This window comes from Nocardia sp. CC213A, assembly GCF_030766805.1.
Taxonomy (GTDB): Bacteria; Actinomycetota; Actinomycetes; order Mycobacteriales; family Mycobacteriaceae; genus Nocardia; species Nocardia otitidiscaviarum.
Genome location: NZ_JASFXA010000010.1, coordinates 60,048 through 80,473, shown reverse-complemented (window position 1 = coordinate 80,473; position 20,426 = coordinate 60,048). Strand labels below are relative to the sequence as shown.

The 20,426-nt window shown below is 67.1% G+C and carries 19 protein-coding genes and 1 pseudogene; 13 read left to right on the top strand and 7 right to left on the bottom strand.

The features are described 5' to 3' along the window. Window positions 1-2: 2 nt before the first annotated feature. Together nhaA and acs are read right to left on the bottom strand one after the other, a co-directional pair. A complete protein-coding gene (gene nhaA, locus QJS31_RS19650; RefSeq protein WP_306357450.1) occupies window positions 3-1,232 on the bottom strand; it encodes a Na+/H+ antiporter NhaA in 1,230 nt (409 codons plus the stop codon). 203 nt (window positions 1,233-1,435) lie between these two features. Further along, on the bottom strand, window positions 1,436-3,388 hold the full coding sequence (gene acs, locus QJS31_RS19645; RefSeq protein WP_306357346.1) for an acetate--CoA ligase: 1,953 nt from the start codon (window positions 3,386-3,388) through the stop codon (window positions 1,436-1,438). A gap of 325 nt (window positions 3,389-3,713) precedes the next feature. On the opposite strand from acs, the gene QJS31_RS19640 reads away from it, so the two are divergent. The 5 genes from QJS31_RS19640 (at window position 3,714) to QJS31_RS19620 (ending at window position 10,004) form a co-directional block, all read left to right on the top strand. Next, on the top strand, window positions 3,714-5,306 hold the full coding sequence (locus QJS31_RS19640; RefSeq protein ID WP_282785404.1) for an ABC transporter substrate-binding protein: 1,593 nt from the start codon (window positions 3,714-3,716) through the stop codon (window positions 5,304-5,306). 57 nt (window positions 5,307-5,363) lie between these two features. Then, window positions 5,364-6,290: an ABC transporter permease gene (locus tag QJS31_RS19635; protein ID WP_029925088.1), complete on the top strand. Its 927-nt coding sequence runs from the start codon at window positions 5,364-5,366 to the stop codon at window positions 6,288-6,290. Next, the gene (locus QJS31_RS19630) at window positions 6,283-7,245 is read left to right on the top strand and encodes an ABC transporter permease (RefSeq protein WP_282784010.1); all 963 of its coding nucleotides are present in this window, start codon (window positions 6,283-6,285) and stop codon (window positions 7,243-7,245) included. Before QJS31_RS19635 ends, QJS31_RS19630 begins: the two co-directional genes overlap by 8 nt. 5 nt (window positions 7,246-7,250) lie before the next feature. Next, window positions 7,251-8,930 carry an ABC transporter ATP-binding protein gene (locus tag QJS31_RS19625; RefSeq protein ID WP_306357345.1) on the top strand — a complete coding sequence of 560 codons (1,680 nt, stop codon included), beginning with the start codon at window positions 7,251-7,253 and terminating at the stop codon, window positions 8,928-8,930. 327 nt (window positions 8,931-9,257) lie between these two features. Then, window positions 9,258-10,004 (top strand): oxidoreductase, encoded by a 747-nt coding sequence (locus QJS31_RS19620; RefSeq protein ID WP_282784014.1) that lies wholly within the window; start codon window positions 9,258-9,260, stop codon window positions 10,002-10,004. 480 nt (window positions 10,005-10,484) lie between these two features. Here the strand turns inward: QJS31_RS19620 and QJS31_RS19615 are convergent, their stop codons facing one another. Further along, a complete protein-coding gene (locus QJS31_RS19615) occupies window positions 10,485-11,402 on the bottom strand; it encodes an HAD family hydrolase (protein ID WP_372341791.1) in 918 nt (305 codons plus the stop codon). Between the two features lie 243 nt (window positions 11,403-11,645). Between QJS31_RS19615 and ssd the strand changes: the two genes are divergently transcribed. From ssd to QJS31_RS19580, 7 genes are all read left to right on the top strand, one after another. Further along, window positions 11,646-12,881 carry a septum site-determining protein Ssd gene (gene ssd / locus QJS31_RS19610; RefSeq protein ID WP_306357344.1) on the top strand — a complete coding sequence of 412 codons (1,236 nt, stop codon included), beginning with the start codon at window positions 11,646-11,648 and terminating at the stop codon, window positions 12,879-12,881. Next, complete coding sequence (locus tag QJS31_RS19605; protein ID WP_282784021.1) at window positions 12,878-14,065, top strand: TadA family conjugal transfer-associated ATPase; 1,188 nt, start codon at window positions 12,878-12,880, stop codon at window positions 14,063-14,065. Before ssd ends, QJS31_RS19605 begins: the two co-directional genes overlap by 4 nt. A 285-nt stretch (window positions 14,066-14,350) precedes the next feature. Continuing rightward, the gene (locus tag QJS31_RS19600) at window positions 14,351-15,028 is read left to right on the top strand and encodes a hypothetical protein (protein ID WP_306357343.1); all 678 of its coding nucleotides are present in this window, start codon (window positions 14,351-14,353) and stop codon (window positions 15,026-15,028) included. A 157-nt stretch (window positions 15,029-15,185) separates the two neighbouring features. Further along, on the top strand, window positions 15,186-15,803 hold the full coding sequence (locus QJS31_RS19595) for a type II secretion system F family protein (protein ID WP_306357342.1): 618 nt from the start codon (window positions 15,186-15,188) through the stop codon (window positions 15,801-15,803). A 725-nt stretch (window positions 15,804-16,528) separates the two neighbouring features. Next, entirely contained in the window at window positions 16,529-16,834 is a 306-nt protein-coding gene (locus tag QJS31_RS19590; RefSeq protein WP_306357341.1) for a hypothetical protein, read from the top strand. 245 nt (window positions 16,835-17,079) lie between these two features. Beyond that, complete coding sequence (locus QJS31_RS19585) at window positions 17,080-17,634, top strand: recombinase family protein (protein WP_306357340.1); 555 nt, start codon at window positions 17,080-17,082, stop codon at window positions 17,632-17,634. A 108-nt stretch (window positions 17,635-17,742) separates the two neighbouring features. Next, window positions 17,743-17,910, top strand: a complete 168-nt coding sequence (locus QJS31_RS19580) for a hypothetical protein (RefSeq protein ID WP_306357339.1) — start codon at window positions 17,743-17,745, stop codon at window positions 17,908-17,910. Here the strand turns inward: QJS31_RS19580 and QJS31_RS19575 are convergent. The 4 genes and pseudogenes from QJS31_RS19575 to QJS31_RS19565 all read right to left on the bottom strand — a co-directional run bounded on the left by QJS31_RS19575 (window position 17,894) and on the right by QJS31_RS19565 (window position 19,582). Next, window positions 17,894-18,535: a DUF5753 domain-containing protein gene (locus QJS31_RS19575; protein ID WP_306357449.1), complete on the bottom strand. Its 642-nt coding sequence runs from the start codon at window positions 18,533-18,535 to the stop codon at window positions 17,894-17,896. The genes QJS31_RS19580 and QJS31_RS19575 overlap by 17 nt on opposite strands. 6 nt (window positions 18,536-18,541) lie before the next feature. Next, window positions 18,542-18,739 (bottom strand): annotated as a pseudogene (locus QJS31_RS19570) (helix-turn-helix domain-containing protein); the annotation flags it as partial. Next, window positions 18,736-19,269, bottom strand: a complete 534-nt coding sequence (locus tag QJS31_RS37395; protein ID WP_372341767.1) for a DUF6879 family protein — start codon at window positions 19,267-19,269, stop codon at window positions 18,736-18,738. The gene QJS31_RS37395 and the pseudogene QJS31_RS19570, both read right to left, overlap by 4 nt. Further along, window positions 19,253-19,582, bottom strand: coding sequence for a hypothetical protein (locus QJS31_RS19565; RefSeq protein WP_306357338.1), 330 nt, complete (start codon window positions 19,580-19,582; stop codon window positions 19,253-19,255). The genes QJS31_RS37395 and QJS31_RS19565 overlap by 17 nt, the downstream gene beginning before the upstream one ends. A gap of 219 nt (window positions 19,583-19,801) precedes the next feature. Between QJS31_RS19565 and QJS31_RS19560 the strand changes: the two genes are divergently transcribed. Beyond that, window positions 19,802-20,302 (top strand): hypothetical protein, encoded by a 501-nt coding sequence (locus tag QJS31_RS19560; protein ID WP_306357337.1) that lies wholly within the window; start codon window positions 19,802-19,804, stop codon window positions 20,300-20,302. Window positions 20,303-20,426 lie beyond the last annotated feature (124 nt).

The following is a 20,426-nucleotide window of genomic DNA, read 5'->3' as shown; positions in this document are numbered from 1 at the left end:
GGTCAGTCACTCTCTTGTTCCTGCAGTGCCCGCTCGTCTCGCGCCGCCTGGTGAGCACGGCCACGACGCAACAGTAGCGCCGAACCCACCAGGGAAGCCGCCAACGACGTGAGCAACACGGCCGCCTTCGCGAGTTCCGCCGCGGAGCCGTCGCCGACATCCGCGAGTGCGAGTTCCGCCACCAAGAGGCTAACGGTGAAGCCGATGGCTCCGAGGACCGACAGGGCGAACATATCCCGATAGGCGAGATCGGTGGGCTTCTTGGCCAGTCCGAACCGGATTGCGGCCCAGGCGAATCCGAAGATGCCCACGGTCTTGCCCACCAGCAGACCGAGCACGATGGCCAGCCCCAGGCGGTTGGTGAAGATCTCCGAGAACACGTCGGCGTTCAGCGTGACGCCGGAGGCGAACAGCGCGAACACCGGCACGCAGAAGGCCGCGGAGATGGGCTGGAAGAAGTGCTCGAGGTTGGCCGCGGGCACGCAGTGCTCGTCCTCGTCCGGATCCGGCCGGACCCGCGTCAACAGACCCAGCGCCACGCCCGCCAGCGTCGGGTGGATGCCCGCCTCGTGCAGGGCGTACCAGGCCACCAGCGCCACCGGCACGTACAGGATCGGCGTGCTCACCCGGTACTTCTGACCCACCCACCAGATCGCGAAGCACAGGATGGCGGCCAGCAGCCACAGCATCTTCACCGTGGTGGTGAACAGCACGGCGATCAGGATGATGGCGATCAGATCGTCCACCACGGCCAGGCTGAGCAGGAAGACGCGCGCGGCGGCCGGAATCCGGGAACCGGTGAGGGCCAGCACACCCAGCGCGAAGGCGATATCGGTGGCCACCGGAATGGCCCAGCCGCGGTCCATGCCCTCCACGCCCCAGCCGACCGCGACGGCGATGAGCGCGGGCAGCAGCACGCCGCCGAACGCCGCGATGATCGGCAGGGACGCGCTCTTGCGGTCGGCGAGTTCGCCGACCACCAGCTCACGTTTGAGCTCCAGCCCGGCGACGAAGAAGAAGATGGCGAGCAGACCGTCCTTGGTCCAGTCGGCCAGGGTGAGGTCCAAATGTAGCGGCGGAATCGCCAGCCGGGTGTCGACCATGGTCGTATAGCTGTCGCCCCACGGTGAGTTGACCCAGATCAGGGCGGCCGCGGCGGCGATGAGGAGCAGTGCGCCACCGAATGTTTCGGTCCGTAGATAGCGGGAGAGCTCGGAGCGGACCTGGGTGATCACTCGGGCACCTTTCAGCCGGTTCGACAGAACAGCGGCGTGCGAAACCCATCCGGGAGCGATCGGCCACATGCCGCATGCCGACCAGACTTCCCGGCACACCTTTACGGGATTCTAATGGTTTGCCGGAAATGTTCCGACTCGGAGTGAAACGGCCCTGTGACTGTGCAGGTCACAGGGCCGTTCGCGCGCCGCGGGCGGTATCAGGCCCGGCGGGCCCGGATGGCCTCGAAGACGTTCGGGTCGACCAGGGTGGAGGTGTCGCCGAGTTCGCGGCCCTCGGCGACATCGCGCAGCAGCCGGCGCATGATCTTGCCGGAGCGGGTTTTGGGCAGCTCGGGCACGATGTGGATCTCGCGCGGTTTGGCGATGGGCGAGATCTCGCGGGAGACCTCGGCCTTCAGTTCGGCGACGAGACTCTCACCGGTGTCGGTGGCTTCGGCGGTGAGGATGACGAAGGCCACGATGCCCTGACCGGTGGTGGCGTCGGAGGCCCCGACGACGGCGGCTTCGGCGACACCGGCATGGCCGACGAGGGCGGATTCGACCTCGGCGGTGGAGATGCGGTGGCCGGAGACGTTCATGACGTCGTCGACGCGGCCGAGGACCCACAGGTCGCCGTCGGTGTCGAGTTTCGCGCCGTCCCCGGCGAAGTACCAGCCCTGCTCGCGGTAGCGGGACCAGTAGGTGTCGCGGTAGCGCTCGTTGTCGCCCCAGATGCCGCGCAGCATCGACGGCCAGGGCTGGTCGAGGACCAGATACCCGTTGGCTTCGGTCTCGCCGAGTTGGACGGGTTTGCCGTCCTCGTCGACGACCGTGGCCGAGATGCCGGGCAGGGGGCGCATGGCGGCGCCGGGTTTGGTGGTGGTGACGCCGGGCAGCGGGGAGATCATGATGGCGCCGGTTTCGGTTTGCCACCAGGTGTCCACGATGGGGGTGGTGTCGCCGCCGATGACCTCGCGGTACCAGCGCCAGGCTTCGGGGTTGATGGGTTCGCCGACCGAGCCGAGCAGGCGCAGGGAGCTCAGGTTGTGGGCGTCGGGGATTTCGCGGCCCCATTTCATGAAGGTCCGCACCAGGGTGGGGGCGGTGTAGTAGATGGAGACGCCGTACTTCTCCACGATCTGCCAGTGCCGGTGCTCGTCGGGGAAGTTCGGGGTGCCCTCGTAGACGACCTGGGTGGCGCGGTTGGACAGCGGTCCGTACACGATGTAGGAGTGTCCGGTCACCCAGCCGATGTCGGCGGTGCACCAGTACACGTCCTGGCCGGGCTTGTGGTCGAAGACGTAGTGGTGGGTGTAGGAGGTTTGGGTGAGGTAGCCGCCGCTGGTGTGCAGGATGCCTTTGGGTTTTCCGGTGGTGCCGGAGGTGTAGAGGATGAACAGCGGGTGTTCGGCGTCGAAGGGCTGTGCCTCGTGTTCGGGGGATGCCTGGGCGACGGTCTCGTGCCACCAGAGGTCGCGGTCGTCGGTCCAGGGGACGTCGATGCCGGTGCGGCGGACGACGAGGACGTGGTCGACGCTGGTCGCGCCGCCGTCGGCGGCGAGGGCTTCGTCGACGGCGGCCTTGAGCGGGGCGGCGGTGCCGCGTCGCCACTGGCCGTCGGTGGTGATGACCAGTTTGGCGGCCGCGTCGTCGACGCGGGAGCGCAGGGCGGTGGGGGAGAAGCCCGCGAACACCACCGAGTGGGTCAGTCCCAGGCGGGCGCAGGCGAGCATGGACACGATGGCCTCGGGCACCATCGGCATGTAGATGGCCACCCGATCTCCGGCTCGCAGCCCGAGCCCGGCCAGTGTGTTCGCGGCCCTGGACACCTCGGCCAGTAGCTCGCCATAGGTGATGTCGCGGGAGTCCCCGGGCTCGCCCTCCCAATGGATGGCGATCTGATCGCCGTGTCCGGAGTGCACGTGCCGGTCCACGCAGTTGTAGGCGACGTTCAGCGTGCCGTCGGCGAACCACTTCGCGAACGGCGCATCGCTCCAGTCCAATACCCGGGTCCAGGGCTGATGCCAGTGCAGCCGTTGGGCCTGTTCGGCCCAGAACGCCTCGCGGTCGGCGTGGGCCCGATCGTAGAGAGAGGCGTCGGCATTGGCCGCGGCGGCGAAGGCCGCGCTCGGCGGGTACGCGTCCAGGTGATCAGCGGTGGGTTCGGTCATCTCTCTTCTTCTCTCGACATCTGCCCGCGGCGGTCCGCGGGGGTGACCGCGGCCACGTTCGACAGTATCCGACTGTGACCTGCGTCGTATTTGTCTGTCCCGAAGGGTGCCCAGATGTGCAATGTGTCACGCGGATACGCGGCAAAGAGTCGGGCATGTTGCCACATTGCTAACAAGGTGAACAATCCCTCATCGAATCGCTGACAACGGCTGACAGGGTGGCTACTGTCCGTTTCACCTGAGACGACCCCGCGGTGTGCTCCGGTGGACCCCGGTGCGCGCCGTGCCGTCTTCCTGCGATCGGGAGAATGCCTTGAGAGCGAAGATGATTGCCGCGGCGGCGGCCGCACTGCTGGCCACGAGCCTGACCCTGACGGCCTGCTCATCCGACAGCGGCGGCAGCGCCGATATCGTCACCGTCAACGGTGCCGAACCGCAGAATCCGTTGGTGCCCACCAACACCAATGAGAATATGGGCGGCCGGGTGGTCGACCGGCTGTGGGCGGGCCTGAAGTACTACGACGCCGACGGGGTGGCGCACAACGAGGTCGCGGAATCCATCGAGACCACCGATCGCAAGAACTACACCGTCACCCTGAAACCGGACTGGAAGTTCACCGACGGCAGCCCGGTGACCTCCAGGTCCTTCGTGGACGCCTGGAACTACGGCGCGCTGTCCACCAACGCCCAGCTACAGAACTACGTGTTCACCCCCATCGCCGGATTCGACGAGGTCGCCAAGGAGAACCCGACGCAGCGCACCATGTCGGGCCTGAAGGTGATCGACGACCGCACCTTCACCATCGAACTGAAGGCCCCCTCGATCGACTTCGAGGACTCGCTCGGTTACGCGCCGTTCTATCCGCTGCCCGAGTCCGCCTACGCCGATATGGCGGCCTTCGGCCAGAACCCGATCGGCAACGGCCCCTACATGTTCGCCGGACCCGGCGCCTGGGAGCACAACAGCAAGATCGACCTGGTGCCCAATCCGGACTATCCGGGCGGCCGCCCGGCCAAGAACAAGGGCCTGCGGTTCGTCATGTACCAGTCCTTCGATACCGCCTACGCCGACCTGCAAGCGGGCAACCTCGACGCCCTCGACACCATCCCGGAAAGCGCCCTCACCGTCTACCAGAACGACCTCGGCGACCGCGCGATCACCAAGCCGACCGCGCAGAACCAGCACATCGGGGTGCAGTCCAATGTTCCGCACTTCGGCGGCGAGGAGGGGCTGCTGCGCCGTCGCGCCATCTCCATGGCCATCGACCGGGAATCCATCTGCGACAAGATCTTCCACGGCACCCGGCTCCCGGCCCGCGACTTCACCGCCGCCACCCTGCCCGGCTTCGACGGTGACCTGCCGGGTTCGGAGGTGCTGAAGTTCAACCCCGACGAAGCCAAGAAACTGTGGGCGCAGGCCGATGCCATGTCCCCGTGGTCGGGCCGGTACGAGATCGCCTACAACTCCGACGGCGGCCACCAGGCGTGGATCGAGGCCGTGGCCAACAGCGTCAAGAACACGCTCGGCATCGACGCCATCGCGGTGCCGTACCCGACCTTCAAGAACATTCGCGACGAGGTGAACGCCGAAACCATCGGCAAGGCGTTCCGGTACGGCTGGCAGGGCGACTACCCGACCATGCTGCAGTTCCTCACCTCGCAGTACTACAGCTTCTCCGAGACCAACAACGTCAACTACAACAATCCGGAGTTCGACCGCCTGCTCGACGCCGCCCTGGCCGCGCCCACCCAGGAGGAATCGCACCGGCTCGTCGCCCAGGCCCAGACCCTGCTGATCCAGGACATGGCCGACATCCCGGTGCTCGACTACGTCGCCGCGGCCGGTGTCTCGGACAAGGTCACCCATGCCGAACTCGCCTGGAACGGACTGTTCGACTTCGAGAACATCGAGAAGTAGCCGCCGCCGCGCCGGGTCCGAGCGCATCGGCCCGGCGCACCACTTTCCGGAGGAAATATGGCTTGGTATGTCCTGCGGCGCCTACTCCAGATGATCCCGGTGTTCCTCGGCGCGACCTTCCTGATCTACGCGATGGTCTTCCTCATCCCCGGCGACCCGATCGCGGCGCTGGCCGGTGAGAAACCCCTGACTCCCGCCATCGAAGCTCAGCTGCGCGCCCGATACCACCTCGATCAGCCGCTCATCACGCAATACCTGCTCTACCTGAAAGGCATCTTCACCCTCGACTTCGGTACCGCTTTCTCCGGGCGGCCGGTGAGCGACGAACTCGCCCGCGCCTTCCCGATCACCATCAAACTCGCCTTCATGGCGGTCTTCATCGAAGGCGTGTTCGGCATTCTCTTCGGACTCGTCGCCGGCCTGCGCAAGGGCCGTCTGTTCGACTCCACCATGCTGGTCGCCAGCCTGGTCATCATCGCCGTGCCGGTCTTCGTGGTCGGCTATGTGGCGCAGTTCCTGCTCGGCGTGAAATGGGGGATCGCCCCGACCACCGTCACCGGGGACGCGAGTTTCGCCGAACTGCTGGTGCCCGCCTTCGTCCTCGGGTCGCTGTCGTTCGCGTATGTGCTGCGGCTGACCCGGAATTCGGTGGCCGAGAACATGTCCGCCGACTACGTGCGCACCGCCACCGCCAAGGGGCTGGGACGACGGCGGGTGGTCACCGTCCACATCCTGCGCAACTCCATGATCCCGGTCGTCACCTTCCTGGGCGCGGATCTGGGCGCGCTCATCGGCGGCGCCATCGTCACCGAGGGCATCTTCAATATTCCGGGCGTCGGCGGGACGCTGTACCAGGCGATCACCCGCGTGGAACCACCCACGGTGGTGTCGTTCGTGACCGTGCTCGTGGTGATCTTCCTGCTGTCCAACCTGCTCATCGACCTGCTCTACGCCGCACTCGATCCGAGGATCCGCTATGTCTGACCTCGTCAAGGAATCCGAGGCCGGTACCCGGCCCGGACAGGGGCACTATGTCGCGCCACCCGACGAGGTGGAGGTGCTCGCCACCGACCGCGTGGTGGAAACCGGTGAGCCGACCAGCATCTGGACCGACGCCTGGCGACGACTGCGCCGCAACCCGATCTTCATCGTCGCGATGCTGCTCATCCTCATCGTCGCCGTGGTGGTGCTGTGGCCCGGGCTGTTCAGCGATCAGGACCCGCGCGAATGCGTGATCGACAACAGCATGGCGCCGTCCCGGCCCGGGCACCCCTTCGGTTTCGACAAACAGGGATGCGATGTGTACGCCCGTACCATCTACGGTGCGCGCGCGTCGGTCATGGTGGGCCTGGGCGCGGCGGCGCTGTTCATGTTCATCGGCGGCACGCTCGGGGCGCTGGCCGGCTTCTTCGGCGGGCTGCTCGATTCGGTGGTGTCGCGCATCGCCGAGATCTTCTTCGCCATCCCCATGGTGCTCGCCGCCATCGTGTTGCTGCAGATGCTGCGGCCCACCACCATGTGGAATGTCATCCTGGTGCTCGCCTCGTTCACGTGGCCGCTGGCCGCGCGCATCGCCCGCGGCGCCGTCATCGAGGCCAAGAGCAGTGAATATGTCACGGCGGCACAGGCATTGGGGGTGTCGCGGCTGGGCATTCTGCTGCGGCACGTGCTGCCCAACGCGGCCGGGCCGATCATCGTGGTGTCCACCATCTGGCTGGGCGTCTTCATCGTCACCGAGGCGACGCTGTCCTATCTCGGCGTCGGCCTGCCACCCGACATCGTGTCCTGGGGCGGCGATATCGCCAAGGCCAAGAACGATCTGCGCACCTCCGCCATCCTGTTCTATCCCGCTGCGGCGCTGGCCATTACGGTGCTGAGCTTCATCCTGCTGGGCGATGCCGTGCGCGACGCCCTCGACCCCAAAGCCCGGAAGAGGTGAGCGCCGTGACTGCTGATGACACGCCACTGCTGGATATCCGCGATCTCACTGTGTGCTTCACCTCCGACGGCAAGCGGGTGCCCGCCGTGCGGGATGTGAGTCTCACCGTGTACCCGGGGCAGACCGTCGCCATCGTCGGTGAATCCGGCTCCGGGAAGTCCACCACGGCACACGCCATCATCGACCTGCTACCCGGCACCGGACAGGTGACCTCGGGGTCCATCCGATTCGACGGCAAGGACCTCACCCGGGCGTCGGCACAGGAGATCGTCGCCGTGCGCGGGCGCGGCATCGGACTGGTGCCCCAGGATCCCATGTCCAACCTGAACCCGGTCTGGAAGATCGGCTTCCAGGTGCGGGAAACCCTGGCGGCCAACGGCATCGCCAAGGGCGCCGAGGCGCGCCGCCGCGCCATGGAACTGCTCGAGGAAGCCGGGATGTCCGACGCCGAGCGGCGGATGAACCAGTACCCGCACGAATTCTCCGGCGGTATGCGCCAGCGCGCCCTCATCGCCATAGGACTGTCCTGCCGGCCGAAACTGCTCATCGCCGACGAACCCACCTCGGCGCTCGACGTCACCGTGCAACGGCAGATCCTCGACCACCTGGACGGGCTCACCGCCGAACTCGGCACGGCGGTCCTGCTGATCACCCACGACCTCGGCCTAGCCGCCGAACGCGCCGAACACCTGGTGGTCATGTATCGCGGGCGGGTGGTGGAATCCGGTCCGGCACTGCGGATTCTGCGCGACCCACAGCACGCGTACACCAAGAAACTGGTGAACTCCGCACCTTCGCTGGCCTCGCAACGACTCTCGACGCCGCGCCAGCGCGTCGAGGTCCGCGAGCACGCGGTGGAAGTCGCCGAGGCCGAAACCGCCACCCTGCCCGATGATGTCGTGATCGCCGAGAACCTCGTCAAGAGATTCCGGATCCGCGGCAAGCGACCTTGGCGGTCGACGGACTTCACGGCTGTCGACGATGTCTCCTTCCGGCTGCGGCGGGGCACCACCACGGCCATCGTCGGCGAATCCGGGTCCGGGAAATCGACCGTGGCGCACATGGTGCTGGGGCTGCTGACCCCGACCGCCGGGCGGGTGCTGTTCGACGGTGCTCCGGTGGCGGCACTGAAAGGTAAGTCGGCCTTGGGTTTCCGGCGACGCGTGCAGCCGGTGTTCCAGGACCCGTACGGGTCGCTGGACCCCATGTACTCCATCTACCGCACCATCGAGGAACCGCTGCGCGTGCACGGTGTCGGCACCCGGTCCGAGCGCGAGGACACCGTCCGCGACCTGCTCGACAAGGTCTCGCTGCCCGCTTCGGTCATGCGGCGCTACCCCAATGAGCTCTCCGGTGGCCAGCGCCAGCGGGTGGCCATCGCCCGCGCTCTCGCCCTCCGGCCCGAGGTGGTGGTCTGCGACGAGGCCGTCTCCGCACTGGACGTGCTGGTGCAGGCGCAGATCCTCACCCTGCTCAACGACCTGCAGGCCGAGCTGGGCCTGTCCTACCTGTTCATCACCCACGACCTGGCCGTGGTCCGTCAGATCGCCGACGATGTGGTGGTGATGCGGCGGGGCCGGGTGGTCGAGGCCGCCGCCACCACCGACGTCTTCGACAATCCGGAATCCGATTACACCCGCCGCCTGCTCGACGCCATCCCGGGGCGGGACCTGCTGGCGAGTTGAGCACGAGGCATCAGCAGGCGCGCCGCACGTGAGGGATGGTGGCCGACTACCGGCGAAGGTGGCGGGGAGGGAAGGTGGCGGGAGGCTTGTCTCAGGGGTGTCGTGAGGCGGTCGGTCGCCGGGCCGACCTGGCACGAAGCCGGTACCTCGGCCGACGGGGTTGGTAACTCGGGCATCGGGGCTCATGTCGTTCCCGGTCGATTGCCAGCCGAGGCCGGGTGGCCACCGTGGTGTGGCGACTCGAAGCCGGGTCGTGTCGTCGAGGCACGTGCGGCGCGTCGAGGGGGCGGGTGGCTCGGTCATCCGGGACCAGTAGCCTCGTAACCCGTGACCGACCCGCTCCAGCCCCTAGTCGACCTGCCCGGCGTGCGCGAGGCCGCCGACAAGGCCCGCGACGCGCTCGCCGAGGTGCACCGGCACCGGGCCAACCGGCGTGGCTGGCCGACCACGGCGGCCGAGGCGGCGGTGCGGGCGGCGCGGTCGTCGGCGGCCATCGACGGCGGCAGCATCGACATTCCGGCCGACGGGCGGGTGGAGGACCCGGTGCTCGCCGGATCGCTGCGGGTCGGGCAGGCCCTCGACGGGGAGGCGCTGCGCACGCTCGCCGGGGTGTGGCAGCGTGCGCCGCTGCAAGCACTCGCGCGGCTGCATCTGCTGGCCGCCGCCGATATGGTCACCGACCAGCAGTCGCTGGGGCGTCCGCGGGATGTGCCGGGAGTGGCGGAACGGCTCGACCTGTTGGCGCAGACGGTGTTGACCACGAACGCCCCCGCCCCGGTGGTCGCGGCCGTCGTGCACGGGGAGCTGCTGACGCTGCGGCCGTTCGGCACCGCCGACGGCATCGTGGCGCGGGCGGCTTCCCGGCTGGTCGCGGTGTCCAGCGGGCTGGATCCGCACAGCCTCGGCGTGCCGGAGGTGTTCCTGTTGCGCCGCCGTCAGGCGTATCTGGATGCGGTGGCCGCGTTCGGCACCGGTACCCCGAACGCGGTGGGCGGCTGGGTCATCTTCCACTCCGGGGCGCTGGAAGATGGCGCCCGCGAAGCCCGTTCGATCGCCGACGCGGCATCCGGCTGAGTTCGCCGCTGGGTATCGGGCTGCGCTGGATATCGGGCTGCGCTGGATATCAGGCTGCGCTGGATATCAGGCCAGGAAGTCCCCTGCACATCAGAGCGGGCGGCGTTGTCGCCATTGCGACCTCACCGCCCGCTAGCACGGACTACCGGGTTACCAAGCGTGCTGTATCGGGTTGTGTGATTCGGCCTCGGCGAGCTCTCCGGACCCCGCCGATTCATCCCTACAGCGTGTGCGGGGCCGTCATCGACGGAATCACGGATAACGCAGGCCCACAACACTCGTGCCCTTGTCGCGGCGTGCTCCGCGTGGGTGCCTGGTGTCCGTGCTGGGAAGGGTGGGATGGGAGATAGGACCTTCTCTTCCGATCCGATCTTGGCCTTCCGTCCTTCCTTGTCACCATTGTTACTCTGTGACCGCACTCACAGCAAGAGCTGCGGAGACTTTCCTCGAGCGGTGTGTCGCGCGGCGTTTCACGCCAGCTCAGCGCCGCTTGCGCAGTAGTCGGTAACTCAGCGCCCCGGCGGCCACCGCGCCGAGTCCGACGGCCACGCTCGCGGCCACCGTGGTGGTCGAGGGGGCGGGGATGCGAGACCACAGCGACACCGGATTCTCGAAGGTCAGCACCGGCCAGCCGCGCTGATGCGCCTCCCGCCGCAGTGCCCGGTCCGGATTCACCGCCGTCGGGTGTCCGACCGCCGCCAGCATGGGCAGATCGGTCACCGAGTCGGAGTAGGCGTAGCAGCGAGACAGGTCATAACCCTCACTGGCGGAAAGCTTTTCGATCGCCTGAACTTTGCCCTCGCCGTAGCAGTAGAACTCGACCTCGCCGGTGTACCTACCGTTCTCGACGACCATGCGGGTGGCCGACACATGATCGGCGCCCAGCGCGGCGGCGATCGGAGCGACGATCTCCTCGCCCGAGGCCGACACCACGACCACGTCGTGGCCGCGGATGCGGTGGTCGGCAATGAGATCGGCGGCCTCGGCATAGATGAGCGGGTCCACGATCTCGTGCAGGGTCTCGGCCACGATGCCCTTCACCTGCTCGACGTCCCAACCAGCGCACATGCTGGTGAGATGGGCGCGCATCCGCTCCATCTGGTCGTGGTCGGCGCCGCTGAGCAGGAACAGGAAATGGGCATAACTGCTTTCGAGCACCGCGCGGCGGCTGAGCAGACCCTGATCCAGGAACGGCTTGCTGAACACGAAGGCGCTGGATCGGGCGATCACGGTCTTGTCGAGATCGAAGAAGGCGGCGACTCGTCCGCGTTCGGCTGTCACGCCGTCCAGAATAGGTTTTCCGGGGCGGTGGGGTGGCGGGCGGTCGGTCCGGACGGGTTTGCCAGCCGGAAGCCGGCATGTCCGGTTCGGAAAACGACTCGCGCGACGGACTTGCATTCCGGGCGGGGCTTGGGTGTAGTATCGCAATTACCTGGACATGGTCCAGGCGCGTTCAGCCCGACCCCCCGGGGCTGAACCCCGACGGCCCCAGCCTCCTCCCCCCCCGGCTGGGGCCGTCCTCTATTTCCGGACCGATTCGCCTCTGTCCCGCGGGTGCGTAGTTCTCCACAGGCCGCGTGTTATCCACACTCGCCGCTGCGGGTCTGTCGTCGGTCATCCGCATCCGTGACGCTGAACAGCATGAACCCTGTTGTCGCCGCCGCGCCCGCGCTCATGCTCGTCGACCGGCAGGGCTTGCGCGCCGAGATCCGCCGCATCGCCGCCGCTGCGGATCGGCGCGTGGACGAGCGGGCGCTACCGGTCGGGCGCCACGACTGGATGGGGGCGTCCGTGGTCCTCCTCGATGCCGCCGCCGCCCGCGAATGCGCGGCCGCGCGGTGTCCGCGGCGGCCCGGGGTGTTGTTGGTCACCGAGGGCGAACCGGGTTTGCTCGACTGGCAGACCGCCACCGCCATCGGTGCGGAACAGGTGCTGGCCTTACCCGACGCGGCCGAGGCGCTGATCGCGGCATTCGCCGCGAATGCTCACGGTGGCGGCGGTCGCGGGGTGGTGGTCGCGGTGGCCGGAGCCTGCGGCGGGGCCGGTGCGTCCACCCTGGCCGCGGCCATCGCACTCACGGCGGCGCGGCGTCGGTTCCGGCCGCGCACGCTGCTGCTGGACGCCGCACCCTTCGGCGGCGGGCTCGATCTGCTGCTCGGCCTCGAGAAGGCACCAGGGCCGCGCTGGCCCGACCTCGCCGTGGAGCACGGCCGCGTCGCCGCCGACGCGCTGTACGCGGCACTGCCCGGTATCGGCGGCATCACCGTACTCGCCTGCACCAGAGACGGATCCACGCCCGCTCCGCCGCCGACGGCCGTGCGCGCCGTCCTGGATGCCGTGCGCGGCGCGGGTGATCTGCTCGTCTGCGACCTCTCCACCGAACGCGGCGCACCCGCCGACCAACTTCTCGACGCGGCCGACCTGGTGGTGCTCATCGCCCCCGCCCAGCTCCGCGCGGTAGCCGCCGCCGAACCCACCACCGCCCGCCTCCGCACCCGAAATCCCAACCTCGCCTTGCTGGTTCGCGGGCCGGCCCCCGGCGGCCTGCGCCCCGCCGACATCGCCACCGCCCTCGACCTCCCGCTGCTCCACACCATGCGCGCCCTCCCCGCGCTGTCCCACCAGCTGGAACGCGGCGGCCTGCCCCTGCACGCCCGCCATCCCCTCCAGCGCGCCGCCACCGCCGTCCTCGGTGTGCTCACCTCCACCGGCGCCCCACCGCGATCCGGGTGCACAGCGCCCCGCGAGCCGATACGGCACGCCTTCGCGACACAGCAGCCGAAACCGCGCGAAACCGCGGTCGATCCTGTTGCACCGCACGATGTCCCGGCCGGGCCTGCTGTCACACCGCTCATGCCGGAACCGGGGCGGCGATGAGCGCGCTGGTGACCGCCGAACTGCTGGAGCGGGTGCGGGAGCGGCTGGCGGACGGGGTCGGGGATCCGGATCCGGCGCAGGTGGCGGCGGCTGTTCGGGCCGAGGCGGGCGGGGTGCTCGGCGATACCGATCTGCTGCGGGCGCTGCGCTTGCTGCAGACGGAACTGACCGGAGCGGGGGTGCTGGAGCCGCTGCTGCACGACCCCGAGGTGGCGGATGTGCTGGTGACCGGCCCGGATGCGGTGTGGGTGGACCGCGGACAGGGGTTGCGGCGGACCTCGGTGCGGTTTCCGGACGAGGCCGCGGTGCGGCGGCTGGCGCAGCGACTGGCGCTGTCGGCCGGGCGACGACTGGACGACGCGCAGCCGTGGGTGGACGGTCGGCTCGCCGGAAGCGAAGCGGCGGTGGCGAACTCCTTCGGCGTGCGGCTGCATGCCGTGCTGGCCCCCATCGCCCACGGCGGCACCTGCCTGTCGCTGCGCATACTCCGCCCGGCGACACAGGGCCTCGATGCCCTGGCTGCTGCCGGTGCCGTCTCGCCCGATGCGAAACGCCTGCTGGAGAACATTATTCGCGCCCGCCTGGCCTTTCTCGTGGTCGGCGGTACCGGCGCGGGTAAGACCACGCTGCTCTCCGGACTGCTCGCCAAGGTGGACGCGGCCGAACGCATCGTCTGCGTGGAGGACGCCGCCGAACTCGCCCCGCCGCACCCGCACGTGGTCCGGCTGGTGGCGCGCACCCCGAATGTCGAAGGGGTGGGCGAGGTCACGGTTCGCGACCTGGTCCGCCAGGCGCTGCGCATGCGCCCCGACCGCATCGTCGTCGGCGAGGTTCGCGGCGCGGAGGTGGTGGACCTGCTGACCGCGCTCAACACCGGCCACGACGGCGGCGCGGGCACCGTGCACGCAAACTCGCCCGGCGAGGTCCCCGCCCGTCTGGAGGCCCTGGCGGCGCTGGGCGGTATGGACCGCCTCGCGCTGCACAGCCAGCTGGCCGCCGCCATTCAGGTCGTCCTGCACGTCCACCGCCGCCTCGACGGCTCCCGTGCCCTCCGTGAGATCGGCGTCGTCACCCGTACCCCCTCCGGCACCGTCCACATCGAGCCCGCCTGGACCGCCACCACCCGCCCCGCCCCCGCGGCTCCCGTTTTGGCCCGCCTCATCGACGAACGCCTCGAACGATGAGCACCGCGACAACGCCCGATTCGGTACCACCCTCCCGGTACGGAGATCCGCGGTGCAGGTGGGGGAGATGTGGCGCGCGGACGAGAGCCCGGCTGGGTCGGCGGTGCGCTGGGGCGGAGACCCGGTCCAAGTCGACGGATCGGAGCCGTGGTGCCTGAAATGCTCGCCTATCCGAGCTCAGCGCTCGCCTGCCTGGCGCTCGCCCTTGTGACAGTGCCGCCGCCACCCGCACGCCGCCGGTTCGCGGCCCTGTTCGGCCCGCGGACGACGAAGCGGAAAGTCCTGTTGCCGACGGTAATCCGGATAGCCGCGGTACTGACCCCACTGAGCCTGTGGCTGGTCGGTTTCGGCACCATGCTCGCCGCGACCGTGTTCGCCATGACATTCGCGGTGCGCCACCGCCGCCGTCTGCGCGCCCGCCGCCATTGCGCCGAACTCGACCACTTGCTCGACGGCCTGGAGGTGATCATCGGTGAGCTGCGGGTGGGAGCCCACCCCAGCGTCGCCGCCGAGATCGCCGCCCGCGAGACCGCCGGGGATGCCAGCCGCGCCTTCGCGGTGAGCGCGGCCCGCAGCCGCCTCGGCGGCGGCGGCGCCAGCGGCCTCCGCCAACCGAACAGCGCCATAGCCCACGACCTTTCCCGGGTCGCCGATGCCTGGCAGGTCGCCGAATCCCACGGCTTGGCGCTCGCCGAACTGCTCACCGCCGCCCGCACGGACCTTCTGGGCCGCAAACGCTTCCAGGCCCGCACCCGAGCCGCACTGGCCGGAGCCCACGCCACCGCCGCCGTCCTCTCCGCCCTGCCCCTCCTGGGCCTGGCCCTGGGCCACCTGATGGGCGCCGCCCCGCTCCACATCCTCCTCACCACCCCACCCGGCCAACTCCTCCTCCCCCTCGGCACCACCCTGACCTGCACCGGCCTCCTCTGGACGGACGCCATCACCCGAAAGGTCCTGCGATGACCACGCTTCCCTCGCGCCATCCGGAAGGGGTCGGCGAACTCCGCCCCGACCAGACATCCCGTCCACCCGCGGGCCCGTGCTTCGTCGCGGCTTCGAACCTCCCCGCCGCAGACCGCCCTGGACGGAAGTCACTGCCATGAGCACGGAAGTCACTGCCATGAGCGCGGAAGTCACTGCCATGAGCGCGTACTCGACGCCGCTCTTGCTCGTAGCCGTCGCCTTGGTGCTGCTCCCGGGCCGGGATGTGGGGCGGCGGCGATTGGGTGGGCTGGTCGACCGGCGGCGGCCGGATCGGGGAACGGTGGTACGGGCGCGGCCGGACCCGCTGGGGGTGGCGGCGGCACTGGATCTGTTCGCGGCGTGCCTGCGGGCCGGGCTGCCGACCGCGGCGGCCGCGGATGCGGTGGCGGTGAGCGCGCCCGAGCCGGTGCGCACGGTCTTGCGGCGGGCGGCGGATCTGCTCGCGCTGGGAGCCGATCCGGCGGTGGCCTGGGAGCGGGCGGGTGCCGGAGTGTGCGATGCGGCGGTGACGGCCCTGACCCGGCTGGCGCGCCGGTCCGCGCGCTCGGGGGCTTCCCTGGCCGTCGCCGTCGGCGAGTTGGCGCAGCAGCGGCGGGGCGAGGTGGAGGACGCAGCGGCCGCACGGGCCGAGCGGGCCGGCGTGCTGATCAGCGGCCCGCTCGGACTGTGCTTCCTGCCCGCCTTCGTCTGTCTGGGCATCGTGCCGGTCGTCATCGGGCTGGCCGGTCGGGTCATGGCGGGCGGACTGCTGTGAACACCACGACTGTGCCGGTGCGGATTCGCCGCACCGGACCGAGGAGAGGAACACCGCATGCGATCCACGGTTCGAAACATGACTCTGCGCTTGCGAACTCGCCTACTGCTGGCGGCGATGGCCGAGAACGGGATGAGCACCGCCGAGTACTCGGCTGTCGAGCTTTACATCCCTCCGTGGCGCACGTGCCTCTAGCGCAATGACGCCTCGACGGGTGCAAACACTCCGAAACACCTTGGATGCTGACCGGTTTGGCCTTGTCTGCGTGATGCGTTACCGTCGCAACGTGCCGCACCCGCAGGGTACGGGCAAGTGAAACTCGGGAGGCTAGCCGGACACCCGTCCGGCTGGTTCGTTACGCCCGAGAAAGGTCCTGCCATGACAGCCGCCGGACTGCTTGCCCTCTCCGCTGCCGTTGTTTCGATCTCTGCCGCAGTCGCCAAGGTCGTGATCGCTGTCTATGCATTGCGGGGTGTGCCTTCCAGCGAGCGGCCCGCAGTAATCCGGGCACTTGGTTCGCTCTTCAGTCGGGGCAAGGGCGAATGAGGTCGACCCATGCTCGGCAATGAGGGGTCGCGAGAGGCTCATAAACCTCCAAACCCGTACATGACCAGGCAGCCGCATAACGGCCCGATCCTGACCAGCGGGGGAAGGGTTATCCCCCTGGGGTACCGGTTCGATCCAGTGTCCAACATCACTCGGTCTACACGCCTACCCTCGGGCTAGTGCACGACGATGATCACGGCGCAGCGCTAGAGCGCGGCCTCCCCTACGGCACTCCGTTCATCAAGAAGGTAGAGACGGGCGTGTGCGTGGAGCGCCCGACGCCTCCATGCATCCGATGCGATACACGGGAGGCCACGTTGACCCACTCGGCTCGGTGGCAGTCGCTCGATGCGATCCGCAACGAGCACAACTACTTCGAGAGCATCGAGGTCCACTCGTGCGGCACCTGCGCCGGAACGGTCGTCGGTCTGATCCTCAACAACATCGACCCTCGGGCGGTAGGTGACTGGATCACGCTGGACTGACCGACAACCCATGCAGCACTGATAGATTCACACCTGGAACCGGACCACGTAGCGCGTGGCCCGGTTCTTTTCGTTGGCACCCAACGCGTCTCGTAAACGTTCGATTGTTGCGACTGAGACGAGCATCCCGCCGACTGCGGGCGGTCCAGGCGAAACAAGATCTCCAACTGTCTTGAAAACCCGTCTCATAACCTATAGTCTCGAAACAGTCAGAACGACGGGATAGTGAGACAGGAACCGAAACCGTGGCACTCATCGGATACGCCCGAGTCAGCACCACCGACCAAGACCCTCAGCTACAGCTGAACGCGCTTAGCGCTGCCGGGTGCGAGCGGATCTTCACCGACCATGGCGTGTCCGGCGCGAAGGCGCAGCGACCCGAGTTGGATAAGTGCCTGGATCACCTTCGTAAGGGTGATGTTCTGGTGGTGTGGAAGCTGGATCGGTTAGGGCGTAACACGGTTCACGTTCTTCAGCTCATCGAGCAACTGACAGAACGCGGGATCGGCTTCCGCAGCGTCACCGAGGGGCTGACCACCGAGGGGGCCATGGGTAAGGCGATGCTCACGGTCATGATGGCGTTCGCCGAACTGGAGCGGAACGTGATGATCGAACGAACCAAGGCAGGGCTTGCCGCAGCAGCGGCTAACGGCCGTAAGGGCGGTCGTCCCCGTAAGGTCAACGACGCTGACGCGGCTAAGGCTCGGGATCTGAAGGCTAAGGGGCTTAGCGCCCCGGACATCGCTCGGATGCTCGGATGCTCCCGAGCGACGGTCTACCGGTATCTGAGCGAGGAGTGATCCAACTACTGCGACAAGCCCCGGCGAAAACCGGGGCTATTTTTGTTTCTAAGCCACGAAAACCCGTTGGGGCATACCCAAGTATGGTCAAACCGGTAGGATCGCGTCATGCGCGATCAGATGCCAGAGAGCTTCGCAGACATCCGTGCCCAGATTTCCGAGATCGCGCAGGCGCTCGACGGTATCGCGCATGGTTTCGTTAGCGTCCAGGCCCGGCAAGACGAACTTATCGAGATGGCCACAGAGGTTCTATCTCGTCTCACCGCAGACCAGTAGACCGCGTTTCAAGCGCTTTACGGATCAACGCTCGCGCTGAGTCCCCGGTAACGGATTGACTCGCCAGGGTGTCGAATGTCCGACTGTAAAGGGCTATCTCCCGAGGCTGAGTTATCGTTAGCTCTGCTGCTATTGACTCCACTGTAACCATTCGATTGTCGAACATTACAAAATTGGTCAGCTGCATCGGTAGCGCGGCCTGAAGTGGCAATATGCCGAGCAAGAGGCTCGGTATACTCGTCGCCACGAATATTCGATCTAGCTGACCGTCCATTACATCACTGCCACCGACGTTGTTATAGAGGACCTGTTCTCCGATGATGATGTGAAATCGGCGATTACCGCGATAGAGGATGCTTTGCCGCTCCATGCGCTTGGCTACGCCCTCGGCTAGATCGTCGGGAATCCGATGAAATTTGATAGACCGCGACAAGACGGCTTCCGAGTAGCCAGGAGTCTGGAGCAATCCAGGAATTAGAGTGTTCTGATACGCTCGCATATATTCCGTTTGCTGAGCGAGACGATATGACTCCTGCTGTCCGCGCTTTGTGCCAGCGCTAAGAATCCGTCGCCATTCCAGGTACGCGGCTTCAATATTGTTGAGCGTCGCCGTGAGATCGGCCAACTGGTCTAGCGCTCCTGAATGAGCACAGTAAGCTCGCAGATCGGCAATAGTGGGCCTTACCTTGCCATACTCTATTTTCGACACTCGAGACTCATGCCAGCCCGCCAATCTGGCGAGCTGGCGTCCAGTGAGCCCTGCATTCTGGCGCAACTCTCGAAGTCGTTGGCCGAGAGCTTCCCGTGCCTGACGAACAGAATCAGTCACAGTTCGCTAGGCGCTTCCGACTGCCGCAAGTATTCTCGATATGGCATCGCCAGCCTCCAAAGCCTATTTCTCACCACCTCGCAGTACTCGATAATTCGAGGATCTGTGGTCACAGCCGCACCGGCAGGCTTCCAATTTTGATCGACTAAGTTGAATGCCACAATCCTGTCATCAAACAACCACCAATCGTCCGGAGGAACTTCCACTGCATGATGACGTGGTACGTATCGTATGTCCTCCCCGGCGTCTACGTTGGTCTCCGTTATCGACAGTAGCCAGCGCTGATAGTCACTGTGCGGCTCCGTCACGACTCGTACCCTCTTGAAATCGACCCCTTTTGCAGTCATTGAGCGGACAAGTGCAGTCCAAGGCCGCTCGCCATAGTCAGCCGTAGGCTCACCATCCAGAAATCGCCGGAACGGCTCGGACTCCTGCGGTACTGCATACGAGTCTCTAACTTCGAGATGGAATGCCTCTCGCTCGCACTGCTTAAACAGGTTGTCGAAATGCTCGTCAGTCAGCAGTCGCACCGAAGTATTCCCTCTCCGCCTTAGGAACTTCTATGGCGGTTTCGTAGCTCTCCATATTCAAGTAGTCCAGTGTTTCGGGATCGGTTACCGGCGTACCCGTTAGACTGAATGTTCCCCTCCCGGTGTCACTGAGGGTCGTATTGATAAACGACTCATGCGGAAGAAACCCAAGCAGTAGGTGCGGTATCTCCACTGTTTCGGCACGTCCGGTCCGCCAGCCCACGACCAAGAACCCTGGATCTGTGGCGTACAGGCTCGGACAATCCCTGTCCCCTGAGCCACCCTTACCGAGGAACGTGAGGTTCGGATGCATGGTAAAGCCCCCTATCTGGCTCTCTGCGCGTCCTGAAGCGCTGCCCCCATCCTCCCCCTCAGCTTGCTCGCCGCGTGTCCGAATCGGCGAATATCGGCAAACATCGGCACACTCGTGGTCTGCCGTAGTGCTCGCTCCTTAGCGTCAAGGTCAGGTGCTCGGGGGCGGTGCAGTCGACCCGCCTCCGGTCGCCCCCACCTACGAACCAAGGGGAGCGGGATGGTCAGGCGTAGCAGGCTCGGAGAGTTCCCCGGCGGCGTACTCGAGATCAACGCCTACGACGACGACCCTGCCGAGGGGCATCCGGGGGTGTATCTGGAGTACTACCACGCTGCCGACGACGCACAGCGAGGAACCGAGATGCGCTACCAGGCAACGGCAATCGGGTATCTGCGGACCGATATCAGCGGTGTGGCCCAGTTCTGGGACGAGAGCCAGATTCGGAAGCTGGCCGCTCGTCTCGGCTACGACTTCGCCGACATGATCGTCTACGACCCGAAATTCGGGCGGCCACCACTGGCCCGCCTCAAGGCCCAAGCCACCCGGCTCGACGCCGAAGCGGTCATCGTCCCCGGACCTGAGCACTTCGAGGGCGGACAGGTACCCGGATCGCTGGTGCGGCAGGTGGACGTGATCACCGTGACGCCGGAAGAAACCTACGCGCGGCGCGCTATGCCACCGTTGCCGGATCTGCCGCCCGGCAAGGCGAATGGAGCCTGAACAAGCTCACTCCGACGCTCGGGAAACCTGGAGGGAGGCAAGCCCTTGGACGAACCTTAGCGGCGTAGACCGTCGCCCCTTCTGCACTTCACAGAAACCCCCGGCAACGCTTGCAACCGCGCCG